Genomic DNA, 11,840 nt, shown 5'->3' with positions numbered 1-11,840 from the left:
GTGGGCTCGGAGATGTGTATAAGAGACAGCCAACACCAACACCAACACCAACACCAACACCAACACCAACACCAACACCAACACCGTCCCCTGCCCAGCTAGGCAAGGTCACCTACGCCACTTATTGTGCTTCTTGCCACGGTGTTAATCCTGCGAACAACATGTCCCAGATTTTGAAAGGGAAGACCGCCAGCAACACCGTGAATGCCATCAACAATAACAAAGGTGGTATGTTTTTCTTGAAAAACACGATATCAGCGACCGATGCAAGCAACCTGGCGGCGTATCTAGCTAATCCCTAATCCCAACTCCTGACGACCGGTGGTTGCAGTGCTCAGGCAAGGCGCTGTAACCAGTCCCCTCCCACATACCCGGTTATCCCTTTGATGGAGCACCCTCACCCCTGATTCACCAGTACGGCACCCCGCACTTGCGCTGCGCCCACGCGCACTAGCTGCGCGATTGCCCACTGTGCCCGTTCCTCAACGGGTAATTGCAAGAAGCGCCGGTTGGATTCGCGCTCGATCGGTATTCCACCCAGCAGCACATGATGTCGGAGTTACTTTTCCCCGAGCAGGATTGTGGAGGAGGTTGCGCGGGGCAGTGGGGCGGCATCAGGATTGCATCGAGAGTGCTAAAAATTAGACCAACCGTCCCTCACCGGTTATAAGTAACCTCGCTCCACACAGAACGCAGCCAACCGGCTGCGTACCTTTCATGCCTGCTGCGTGTGCGACCCGCCGCATCACTGGCCTGCCTTTTCCGATGGAGATTCCCTTGCGTAAAAATATCCTGCTCTCGTTGCTTGTCGCCGCCGCATTTGTCGCGCCCGCCGTCTCGTCGGCCCAGACCGACAAGGTGCTGCTGAACGCCGCCCAAAAGCGCCAGCCCGAATTCGTGAAGGACCTGGCCACGCTGGTCAATGTCGATACCGGCACTGATGATGCCAAAGGCCTTGCGCAAATGGAAGCATTCCTGGCGCAGCGCTTGCGCGACCTCGGTGCCACGGTCGAGATTTTTGCCGCGCCGCCGGCAGCCGGAAAAATGGTGCTCGGCACCCTGCAAGGCAAGGGGTCGAAGAACATCATGCTGATGGTGCATTACGACACCGTGTTTGGTATCGGCGATGCGGCCAAGCGGCCGTTCCGGGTCGAGGGCAACAAGGCCTTCGGTCCCGGCGTGGCCGATGCCAAGGGCGGTGCGCTGATCATGCTGTATGCCCTCGATCTCGTGCGTGAGCGCGGCTTTGCCGATTTCAAGACGCTGAGCATTTTCTTCAATCCCGATGAAGAAAAAAGTTCGCTGGGTTCACGCGAGAAGATCCGCGAGTTGTCCTCCAGGCAGGATTACGTGCTGTCATTCGAACCGCCAGAAGCCGATCGCGTGACGGTCGCCACCAATGGCATCGCGTATGTGCATCTCGACGTGAAAGGGCTTGCCTCGCATGCCGGTTCGGCCCCTGAAAAAGGGCGCAATGCTGCCGTCGAATTGGCGAACCAGATACTGCAACTGAGAGACCTCGGCGATCCGGTCAAAGGCACCACCGTCAACTGGACCGTGATCCAGGCTGGCGAACGCGTCAACATCACTCCGGAAAAGGCCAGCGCCACCGCCGACATGCGCTTGTCTGACCTCAGCGAAATCGAACGGGTCCAGGCCGACGCCAGCAAGATCATCCAGAAAAAACTGGTTCCCGAGACGCAAGTCAGCGTCAAGGTGGAAAACCGCCGGCCGCCATTCAGCAAGAATGCCGCGACCGACAAGCTGGCGGTACAAGCCAACAGCATCTATCAGGAACTCGGCAAGACCATCGAACCGGTGGCAATGCGCTATGGCACCGATGCCGGATTTGCTTACAACCCGGCCACCGGCAAACCGGTCGTGCTCGATGGCATGGGCATCGTCGGTAACCGGATCCATTCGACCGATGAATGGGTGGATCTGGATAGCGTCGCGCCGCGTTTATACCTGACGATTCGTTTGCTGGAAGTGATGGGAAAGGCTAGATGAGATAGCGATGATGGCGTGGTGCCCCGGCTGCACGTCACTCGAAAGTGGAGGGTGAACAATCGGACTCGGCCAGCAATTCGGTGAGCGTGTAGCGCTTGCGGAGTTGCGGGCGCACGATCAGGTGTCCGCCGTCTACTTCGACATCAACCGTCGAACCCGAATGCAGGTGCAGCAAGTCAAGGATAGCCGGTGGTACTGCCAGCATGATGGAACCGCCGACTTTACGTAATACAGTCGATGACATCTTGAACTCCTTCCTTCAAATCATATGGAAATATAATACCTCGATGCCCTGTGTCGGAGTCAACCAGCACCTTGTTGCGCATCAAATGTTGATGCCGGCCATGTTTGTCACCCCTGATTCACCAGCAATTCCCCCCGCACTTCCGCCGCCCCCACCCGCACCAGTTGCGCGATCGCCCATCGGGCCAGATCGTCCATCGGCCATTGCAAAAAGCGCCGGTTGGATTCGTGCACGATAGCCATCCCGCCTAACAGCACCGGTACCTGATCGAGTAGCAGTTGCTGACGTTCCAGTAGCAAAAATTTCAGCAACACCTTGATCGCATTCTGCGCATTGCGCACCGGATCGGCCGCCAGATAATCGAGCCGCGAAAATGCCGTGGTGAGCGCCTTGCCGACATCGGTAAACGGCGCACCATGACCCGGAATCACCAGTCGCACATCGAGCGTGGCGATCAGTTCGAGCGTCGCGCGCGCCTCGCTAAAACCCGATTCGCCATCGAGTTCCGGAAAGATCACGCCAAAGCCGTTTTCCCACAACGCATCGGCCGAAATCAGGATGCGTTCAGCGGGGCAATACAGGATCAGCGAATGCGGGTCATGGCCCGGTGCACCGAGCGCTACCCAGTCCATGTCCCCCAGCCGGATCGGCTCGTCCGGTACCAGCGTGTCGTCAAAGCGGAAGCGCGCGCATTGCTGGCCGGTGGCTACGAAGCTGAGCGCGTCTTCGTCCCAGTCGCGTACCTTGTCGGCTTCGCTGGCCGGGATCACGGTGTGGCAGTTGTAGTGCTGCTGCAGCAACGCGTTGCCGCCGCAATGGTCCGAATGCAGGTGGGTGTTGACCAGCAGGTCGAGTGGCCGTCCCTGCAGTGCCTGTTGCACTAACGCGAGCGTCTGTGGCGCGTGCGTCAGGTAGCCGCTGTCGACCAGTGCGGTCTGCTCGCCGCAGAACAGGATATTGTTCGACGAGAGCCAGCCGCGCTCGAGTACCTGCATCGTCGCTGGCAATGATTCAGTCATCGAACATCGCATCACGACGCTGGTTGATGGCGCGCCAGATGGTGCGCCGGGCGCTCTCGCCAGCGCTGCCCCAACTGACGATTTCGTCGATGTTGCGCTGGCAGCCCGCGCACAATCCGCTGCGCTCGTCCATTTCACAGACGCTGATGCACGGCGATGGGGCCGCGACGCGCGGGTCTTGCGGGTCAAACAGAATCAGCTGGCCCGACATCATCGCAGGCCGGCAGCGTTGCGCGCAGCCGGGCAGATCAATGAGGCAAGGGAAATACGGGGCGGGCAGTCGGGATGCATGGAATAGTCTTCAGTGGCAATGACCCTGATTATGCACGGATGCCGCGCCAGCATGGTGGCGGGGCGCTGTCTCGTCAAACAGCGTGCGTGCGATCGTGCGTGCGCGGCCCTCAATCTTGCAGTACCACCCGCCACGCCGAGTGGTAACACGCCACCGTGCACAGCACGCCTGCGACAAAGCCGGCGGCCAGCATGCCCAACGGTGGAGCGGGCGCGATGACCGGTGCAGCCTGTTCGGAGACCGGTTGGGCCGCATCCCATTGCCTGATCAGTTCTTGCGCTGCCTCGAAATCCTGCTCCGCCACCATCACCCGGATCAGGCCTGCCGCCGGCAATTCGCCGATCCCGCCTTGCAGGTATTCGCCATCGACGCGTCCGTGCAATTGCTGCTGCTCGAGCAGGTGCACGATCATGTGTGCTTCGATGAGGTTGGCGGCCTGGTAGAGGATTTTCATGGGCTTGTTCGCAAAAATGAAGAGGGTGATGCCATCTTAACCGCAGCCCCCGACGGCACCGGGTATCAGCGTGCCAGCGTGGATTCGGCCCCGTGCAACCAGCGCCACAACGAAGAACAACGCATCAGTAGATTTTTTCAACCCGGTAGCCGCGCCGCGCCAGCAAACTTGGCACGCTGTCGGGCCCGGTCAGATGCAGCAGACCGATTGCGACAAATTGCGTTGTCCCATGCTGGCCCAGTCGCGCAATCGACGCAGCCAGTCGCGGATTGCGCTGGTCGAGCAAGACACGTCGGGTGAAGTGTGCCGTGACGGTGGATTCGGCCAGCTCTTCTTCGATCAGGCGTTGCAGCGCAGCGCCGTCGGCGCGCCCCCAGGCATCCATCATCGTTGCTGCTTGTTGTGCAGATTTACCATTAAGTAGTGATTCAAGGCATTCAAGTAAATATTGCTCCTGCTGGGTGGCATCGAGCTCATCAAACAGTCCAAGCTGGTAGTCGGCACTTTCCAGCGCCACCACCGGTTTGCCGGGGGCGTGTTGTTGCAGATAGGTTTCGATGCCCTGTTCACGCGCATAGCCGCTGCGTTCGAGCGTCGTGGCCAGCAGCAGGTTGGCAATGGCCCACGGTTGCATGCCCGCTACGGCGGACGGCATCACGCCGAGTCGGTCGAGCACTTGCTGTAATTGCCGTTGCGTTTCGGTGGAGAGAACTTGCCCGATGGTCTGCGGTGGCACCAGCGTTGCGTGCCGGGCGAACGCCGCTTGCAGCGCAGGCTGGTCGGTCGGATCGAGTTCCAGTACCAGCTGGTCGGCCTCTGCAAGGGCGCGCATGACAATCGGTTCGAGCGGATAGAATGATGCTTGTCCGACATGCACGGTACCAAACAGCCATACGGTGTGGTCCTGCTGCGTGGCGCGGTACAGCGTGCCGCGCAGGGGAATGGCCGGGGTGGCCGGATTAACATTCGCCGCCCGCACCAGCGCGTGGCCGCAGCCAAGCAACACCAACGAAATAACGATCAAGGCAATACGCATGCACGCTTTCAGAAAAAAATCATGGGAATAACCTGGCTGTTCGACCTCGACAATACCTTGCACGATGCCTCGCATGCGATCTTCCCGGCCATCAATGTGAACATGAACCGCGTGATCGCGCAGGTGCTGTCGGATGCCGGTGCGCCGGCCGCAGCAGCCGATGTCGATGCTGCCCGGATTGCCTACTGGCAGCGCTACGGCGCGACGCTGCTCGGCATGGTCAAGCATCACCAGATGCGGGCCGACACCTTCCTGCATGAGGCACACCTGTTCGAGGACTTGCCCTCGATGATACGCGCCGAACGCGGTTTGGCCGGATTGCTGCGCCGTCTGCCGGGACGCAAGATCCTGCTGACCAATGCGCCGCAACGCTACGCGCAGGACGTGATGCGTCATCTCGGGTTGCAGCGCCACTTTGCCCGCCACGTGTCGATCGAATCCATGCGCGTGCACGGCCAGTTGCGACCCAAACCGTCGCGCTCCATGCTGCGCAAATTGCTGGCGCGCGAAGGCGTGCATGCACGCCAATGCGTGCTGGTCGAAGACACCCTGATGAACCTGAAATCAGCCCGTGTGCTCGGCCTGCGCACGGTCCTGATCACCCAGTATTTGCCGCTTGCCCATCGGAGCGGACCGTCGACTTTCGTCAAGCGTCCGGCCGGTGTCGACGTCAAGGTGCGCTCGGTAAAACACCTGGCCGGACACCTCCACCGCTTGCGTTCGCGCCTGGCTGACCATGATGACTGACCATCACGCCGCCTGTTTTGCACTGCTCGACGACAGCAGCGCCAGCATGACCGAGCCGCGCTCGCGCCTCTACACCGGCTGGTTGCGCACGCTGTCGTGCGACACGGTTGACGACTTGCCGACGCTGCTGGCCGATTTGCAGCAACCGGGCCAGCATGCGGTACTGCTGATGACGTACGAACTGGGCGCGGCGCTGCACGGTGTGGCACCGCGCACTGGCACCGGCGCGCTGGCGCAAGTTCTGCTGTTCGCGCATTGCCAGCAGTTGTCCGCCGCTGCCGCGCACGACTGGTTGCAGGCCCATGCCGGCGCGGCACCGGCCGGCATCGCAGGTCTGCGCGACAGCATCGATGGCGCGACCTTCGCCCAACATATCGGACGTATCCGCGATTACATTGCCGCCGGCGATACCTATCAGGTCAACTACACGTACCGCGTGCGCTTCGATACCTTCGGCACGCTCGCCGCGCTCTACTTGCGTCTGCGTGCCCGTCAGCCGGTGCCTTATGGCGCACTGGTCGCGCTGCCCGATGGCACGGCCGTGCTGTCGCTGTCGCCCGAACTGTTCGTCCGCCATGTCGATGGTGCTTTGCTGGCGCAGCCGATGAAGGGCACGGCAGCGGCTACCGGTGACCCGGTGCAGGATGCCGCCAGTGCCACACGACTGGCCGCCGATCCCAAGAACCGCGCCGAAAACCTGATGATCGTCGACCTGCTGCGCAACGACCTCGGCCGCATCGCCACGCTCGGCTCCGTCGCCGTGCCGCAGCTGTTCGAGGTCACGCGCTTTTCCGACGTGCTGCAAATGACCTCGACCGTGACTGCCCGCTTGCATCCCGCAGCGACGCTCGCGCAAGTGGTCGACGCGATCTATCCGTGTGGCTCGATCACCGGTGCGCCGAAGTTGCGCACGATGCAGATCATCCGCGAACTGGAAGCCGATGCACGTGGCATTTATACCGGTGCGATTGGCTGGTTCGATGCGGCGCACGGGCCGGAAGTGGGCAACTTCTGCCTGTCGGTGCCGATCCGTACGCTGGTGCTGCAAGCGCCTGATGCGGGCGGTGTGCGGCGCGGCGAAATGGGGATCGGTGCCGGCATCGTCCACGACAGCGTAGCCGCAGATGAGCAGGCCGAATGCGTATTGAAGGCGCGTTTTCTGACCGCCATGCCGAACGAGTTTGCGCTCTTTGAAACGATGGCCGTCACGCGCGATGGCGGATGTGCCTTGCTGGAACGGCACCTGCACAGACTGACCACCTCGGCCGCTTATTTTGGCTTTGTCTGCGATGCGTTCGTCTTGCGTGCTGCGGTCATGGATGCTTGCGCGGCATTGCCCGACAACGCGCTGCGACGCTTGCGTCTGGAGTTGAACCGGCTCGGTGAGTGCCACGTCCAGAGCGGCGTGCTGCAGCCATGGCCGGACGTGGTGCAGCTGTTGCTGGCACCGCAGCCGACTGCCTCAGCCGATCTGTTTCTGCGTCATAAAACCACGCAGCGCGCACTGTACGACGCGGCCTGGCGCACGGCCGAAGCGCAAGGTGCGTTCGACATGTTGTTCTGTAACGAGCGCGGTGAAGTCACCGAGGGCGCGCGCAGCAATGTATTCGCGCAAATCGACGGCCAGTGGTTCACGCCGCCGCTGTCAGCCGGCGTGCTGCCCGGCGTGATGCGCGCCCACTTGCTGGCTGATCCGCACTGGGCCGCCAGCGAACGCACGCTGACGCTGGCCGACCTGCGGCAAGCCGAGCGACTGGTGCTGTGCAATGCGTTGCGCGGGGTGCTTGCTGCGGCGCTGTCAGAGACGTCGGTCAGGCCTGGGTATTGACCACGTTACCGGTCGAACCGCTACCTTGCGACTGGCTCGACAGCGCCTGCAGAAACTGACCCAGCGTCGTCTTGTTGGTGCTGTCGCCGAGTGCGCTGAGCAGATTCTTGAAGCTGCTGTCGAGGCTGCTGGTGGCGCTGTCGGTAGCGCTGCTGCCACTGGTGGCGCTCGTGGCATTGGTGGCGCTGCTGGCGCTATCGAGTTGCTGGATTAGCGACTGCAAGTCGGCTGACATGCCCGTGCCGCCCCGGAATGCCTTGGCACCCGCGCTGCCCGAGGTGGCGGATGTTGCTGCAGTAGTGCGGCCTGCATCGTCACCATCGCCGTCCGATCGTGCTCCGCCACTTCCGCCACCTTTGCCGCCACCCTGGGCATGCAATGCGGTCAGCAAGCTTTGAAAAAAAGTGCCCAGTGCCTGAGCCGGATCGTTGCTGGCGGCGGTGGTACCGGAGGCACTGCCAGCGGCGGTGGTGCCGGCTACGCTGCCGGTGGTTGCGGTGCCAGTGCTGTTGCTGGTCGACGTGGTGGCAGTAGTTGCCGCATTGTTGGTTACGCCCAGCGAGGCCAGTGCCTTCGTGATGGCGTCGAGCAGATTGTTGCCGCTGCCGGCACCGGTGCCGCCGCCGTCGTCAGAGGAAGGCGTGCGCCGGGTTTTGTGGCCGTAGCTAATCGGGCTGGCAGCGGTGACGGCGGTACTGCTGGTGAGGGTCGAGACGGACATGCTGGCTCCTGAAGTCGGTGTCCCGGAATTATCTGCCGGCGTACTGCACTCGCGGTGTTTGTTTCAGGTAAATCCAGGTAAAGATTGCCGTATGGAACTGGTTGGTTCAAGCCAGTGGAAGACAGATTGTTACCCGCAGACCGCCCTCGGTCCGGTTGTCCGCGACGATGCTGCCGTCATGCGCGTCGATGACTTGCCGCGCGATCGCCAGGCCCAGTCCGTGACCTTCGACGCTACGCTCGCCGCTGCGATAGAACGGTTCGAAGATCGCCGCCAGGTCGTCTTCCGGCACGCCGGGACCGTTATCGCACACGGTCACCCGGACCTGCGTCGCGCTGGTCGTAACATGCACACCGACCATGCCACCCGGTAGATTGTGCTTGATTGCATTGCGCACAATGTTTTCGAATGCGCTGTGCAGCAATGCGGGATTGCCACGTATCGTCACCCTGGCCGCTGCGATCAGTACGACCTGCTTGTGCTCGGGCGCACCCTCGAAGCCGGCATCGGTGACGATGTCGGCCAGCATCGCGTCGAGTGGCACATCGTCGTGGCCGGCGGTATCGATGCCGGACTCCAGCCGCGACAGCGCCAGTACCGCGCCGATCAATTGGTCCATGCGCTGGCCATCTCGCTCGATACGTGCGAGCAGTGCCACGATGCGCTCGGGTTGCTGGCGCGCCAGCCCGATGGCGATTTGCTGACGCGCCAGCGGTGAACGCAACTCATGCGACACATGGTGCAGCAAGCGGCGCTGGCCATCCATCAGCGTGCGCAGTCGCTGCGCCATACGATCGAAATCTCCACCGAGATCGGCCAGCGCATCGCGCCGCCGCCCCATGGTCTGCTGTAATCGTGGTTGCAAGTCGCCGGCTGCCGCCGCACCAAAGGCGTCGCGCAACAAGCGGATCGGCCGGAAGAAGTAGCGTGCCAGCAGCGCCGCGAACAGCAGGCTGGCCAATGTCGCGGCCAGCAGCAGCGACAGCGCGCGCAAGCCTTCCTCACGCGCCGGTCCGGCTTCGCCATGGCGGGCATGGGCAGCGGCGAACATCACATAGTGCTGGCCGTCGGGCGCGACAACATCGCGCGCACCGGTTCCCGCCGGGGCGTCGCGCAGACGGGCGTATGCACTCTTGAGCAAGGCTGGCGGAACGGTTCGTCCTGCCACGTCGACACCGGCTGCATCCACCGAATACACGGGATGGGGCCCCATGTGGCTGGCCAACTGCTGCAGTGCCCCGGTGCCGCCGAAGTGCAGCACGGCGGCGGCGGCTTCAAGGCTGAACGCGGCGGGCGGACTTTGGTCGGACAGGTTGGCGGCATCACGTTGGTGATGACTCAGCCAGACCGCGCCGCCGATGCCGAGTGCCGCGGTCAGTTGCGCCAGCAGGATGAAAAAGAAAAATTTGCCGAACAGCTTGCCCATGGTTTTTCGTTACTCCCTGATTAGCTGGTAACCCTGCCGGAATACGGTCTGGATCGTCACGCCGGAGCCGGCCCTGGCCAGCTTCTGGCGCATGCTCGACAAGTGCACGTCGATATTGCGGTCGAAGCGCGCCAGCGGTCGGCCCAGTGCCTGTTCTGACAGCGCGTCCTTGCTGACGGTGCTGCCGGCATGGCGCAACAAGACTTCGAGCAGACTGAATTCGGTGCTGGTCAATCCCAGTGGCTGGTCGCCGACTTCGACCCGGCGCTGCGACGACCACAGCCGCAGCGTCCCCGATACCAGTGGCAGCGCGGCACTGGCCGGTCCCTGACTGCGGCGCAGGATGGCGCGCACGCGCGCGCTCAGTTCACGCGGCGAACAGGGTTTCGGTACGTAATCGTCGGCCCCCAGTTCCAGCCCGAGGATGCGGTCGCTATCATCGCCGCGCGCCGTGAGCATCAGCACCGGCAACTGGCTGGTCTGACGCAGGCGACGCAGTACGTCGAGTCCGCCCAGGTGCGGCATCATCACGTCCAGCACAGCCAGCTGGAACTGGCCCGAACACGCTAACCGGATGCCGTCGTCGCCGTTGTGCGCGACCTGGACGACGAAGCCATCCTGCGTCAGGTGGTCGCGCAGCAAGTCGGCCAGTTCGACGTCGTCATCGATCAGTAGCAAGTGGTTCATCAGGAGTCGCGACGGTGGAGGTTGGCGCAACTGTACCGGAAACCGTCTGCGGCGAGGCCGCATCTTTACCGCGATTTACCCGGTACGGATTTGCTGTGCCCGGCTGTCACCAGCCAGGTCGCCAGCACCACCAGTGCGCAACCCGCCAGCGTGGTCTGGTTGATGACTTCACCGAGGAACAGCGCGCCCCATAGCAGCGCAAACAGCGGGATCAGAAACGTCACCGTCATGCTGCGGGTCGGACCGATATCGGCCAGTAGCCGGAAGTACAGGAAGTACGCTACCGCGCTGCACAGCACCGCCAGCACCACGACCAGCAACAGAATGTGCGGCGTCAGTTCGCCACGTATCGGTGAGAGCGGCACCACCGGAATGAGTACCAGCGCGGCACCGAGTTGCGAGCCGGTCGCCATCAATCCGGGCGGGATGCCGGCTGCGCGCAGTTTGGAATACGCGCCCGAGCAGGCATAGCAGATGGCGGCCAGCGCGCAGGCTAATGCGGCCAGCAGCACTTGCGGCGTGAACGTCACCGGTCCGAGTCGCACCAGCAGCGCCACACCGGAGATGCCGATCAGCAGACCGATGGCCTTGCGCAGCGTCATTGTCTCGCCCAGCACAGCGATGCCGACCAGTGCGCCCCACAGCGGTGTGGTCGCATTGACGATGGCCGAATAGCCGGACGGTAGCGTCAGCGCGGCATACGCATAGAGCGCCGCGGGCAGTGCCGAATTGACGCCGCCTATCAGCAGGTACTGACGCCAGTTTGTCTTGAACCGCATCGCCTGTCGGGTCGCCAGCATGAAGGCCAGCATCACCAGTCCGGCAATGCCGACGCGCAATTCGGCCGTCCACAGCGGCCCGAGTACCGGCGCGATGACGCGCATGAACAGGAACGATGCGCCCCAGATGGCGGCGAGGGATAGCAAACGGATCAGGTCGATGGGGCGCATGGATAGCTCGGCAAAGGGGAGGGCGGTGAAAACAGCAACGGCGGCAGGATAGCTGATCGGTGCGATGCGTGTGGATTAGCTATCGACATCTTCTCTCGCAGGGTGCAATAACCGCAGGGCATTGCACCAGATGCGCTGACGGCGGTCACTGATTTTGTATCCGCTTCGTCATGACGCTGCTCCGGTTGGCATTTTCCTGCGGTCGCAAACCTCATCGGTAGCAACCAGGGTCAGTGTTTTTTTTCGCGGGCTTTATCGCGAAAATTACACTGACCCTGCTTGCGGGTTCGGAGCGATTGCCATCCAGTTTCCGTGCTGGGGTTGCTTGTGTGGTTGCCACTTCGTCATAACCTAGCCGGGGGCGGCCCGGCAGCCGGTCACTTCTTTTTGCTTCGCCAAAAAGAAGTAACCAAGAAAAAGGCGACC

The 11,840-nt window shown here is 62.3% G+C and carries 14 protein-coding genes; 4 read left to right on the top strand and 10 right to left on the bottom strand.

The window, feature by feature from the left end; translation table 11 throughout:
* Window positions 1-302 (top strand): cytochrome c (locus QN370_RS20115; protein WP_323581803.1); only part of this gene is annotated, 302 nt, incomplete at its 5' end.
* Window positions 303-717: 415 nt separating this feature from the next.
* The gene (locus QN370_RS20110) at window positions 718-2,010 is read left to right on the top strand and encodes a glutamate carboxypeptidase (protein ID WP_322129012.1); all 1,293 of its coding nucleotides are present in this window, start codon (window positions 718-720) and stop codon (window positions 2,008-2,010) included.
* A 34-nt stretch (window positions 2,011-2,044) separates the two neighbouring features.
* Here QN370_RS20110 and QN370_RS20105 read toward each other — a convergent pair whose 3' ends face one another.
* The 5 genes from QN370_RS20105 to QN370_RS20085 all read right to left on the bottom strand — a co-directional run bounded on the left by QN370_RS20105 (window position 2,045) and on the right by QN370_RS20085 (window position 5,055).
* On the bottom strand, window positions 2,045-2,254 hold the full coding sequence (locus tag QN370_RS20105) for an AbrB/MazE/SpoVT family DNA-binding domain-containing protein (RefSeq protein WP_322129011.1): 210 nt from the start codon (window positions 2,252-2,254) through the stop codon (window positions 2,045-2,047).
* A gap of 107 nt (window positions 2,255-2,361) precedes the next feature.
* On the bottom strand, window positions 2,362-3,273 hold the full coding sequence (locus tag QN370_RS20100; protein ID WP_322129010.1) for an MBL fold metallo-hydrolase: 912 nt from the start codon (window positions 3,271-3,273) through the stop codon (window positions 2,362-2,364).
* On the bottom strand, window positions 3,266-3,487 hold the full coding sequence (locus QN370_RS20095; protein WP_322129009.1) for a DUF1289 domain-containing protein: 222 nt from the start codon (window positions 3,485-3,487) through the stop codon (window positions 3,266-3,268). The genes QN370_RS20100 and QN370_RS20095 overlap by 8 nt, the downstream gene beginning before the upstream one ends.
* Window positions 3,488-3,674: 187 nt before the next feature.
* Window positions 3,675-4,019 carry a DUF2007 domain-containing protein gene (locus QN370_RS20090; RefSeq protein WP_322129008.1) on the bottom strand — a complete coding sequence of 115 codons (345 nt, stop codon included), beginning with the start codon at window positions 4,017-4,019 and terminating at the stop codon, window positions 3,675-3,677.
* Between the two features lie 124 nt (window positions 4,020-4,143).
* Window positions 4,144-5,055 (bottom strand): TraB/GumN family protein, encoded by a 912-nt coding sequence (locus QN370_RS20085; RefSeq protein WP_322129007.1) that lies wholly within the window; start codon window positions 5,053-5,055, stop codon window positions 4,144-4,146.
* A gap of 21 nt (window positions 5,056-5,076) precedes the next feature.
* Between QN370_RS20085 and QN370_RS20080 the strand changes: the two genes are divergently transcribed.
* Entirely contained in the window at window positions 5,077-5,802 is a 726-nt protein-coding gene (locus tag QN370_RS20080; RefSeq protein WP_322129006.1) for an HAD-IA family hydrolase, read from the top strand.
* Window positions 5,792-7,630: a bifunctional anthranilate synthase component I family protein/class IV aminotransferase gene (locus tag QN370_RS20075; RefSeq protein WP_322129005.1), complete on the top strand. Its 1,839-nt coding sequence runs from the start codon at window positions 5,792-5,794 to the stop codon at window positions 7,628-7,630. The genes QN370_RS20080 and QN370_RS20075 overlap by 11 nt, the downstream gene beginning before the upstream one ends.
* On the opposite strand, the gene QN370_RS20070 is transcribed toward QN370_RS20075, so the two are convergent.
* From QN370_RS20070 to QN370_RS20050, 5 genes are all read right to left on the bottom strand, one after another.
* Window positions 7,614-8,351 carry a hypothetical protein gene (locus QN370_RS20070; protein ID WP_322129004.1) on the bottom strand — a complete coding sequence of 246 codons (738 nt, stop codon included), beginning with the start codon at window positions 8,349-8,351 and terminating at the stop codon, window positions 7,614-7,616. The two genes, QN370_RS20075 and QN370_RS20070, sit on opposite strands and share 17 nt — an antisense overlap.
* A gap of 106 nt (window positions 8,352-8,457) precedes the next feature.
* On the bottom strand, window positions 8,458-9,777 hold the full coding sequence (locus tag QN370_RS20065) for a sensor histidine kinase (protein ID WP_322129003.1): 1,320 nt from the start codon (window positions 9,775-9,777) through the stop codon (window positions 8,458-8,460).
* A 9-nt stretch (window positions 9,778-9,786) separates the two neighbouring features.
* A complete protein-coding gene (locus QN370_RS20060; protein ID WP_322129002.1) occupies window positions 9,787-10,464 on the bottom strand; it encodes a response regulator transcription factor in 678 nt (225 codons plus the stop codon).
* A 65-nt stretch (window positions 10,465-10,529) separates the two neighbouring features.
* Entirely contained in the window at window positions 10,530-11,414 is an 885-nt protein-coding gene (locus QN370_RS20055; RefSeq protein WP_322129001.1) for a DMT family transporter, read from the bottom strand.
* 211 nt (window positions 11,415-11,625) lie between these two features.
* Window positions 11,626-11,840: hypothetical protein (locus QN370_RS20050; RefSeq protein WP_323581802.1), on the bottom strand; the 215-nt coding region annotated here is incomplete at its 5' end.

Origin of the sequence: Actimicrobium sp. CCI2.3 (assembly GCF_035019065.1) — a bacterium.
Classification (GTDB): domain Bacteria; phylum Pseudomonadota; class Gammaproteobacteria; order Burkholderiales; family Burkholderiaceae_D; genus Actimicrobium.
This window is presented reverse-complemented; position numbering and strand designations above follow the sequence as displayed.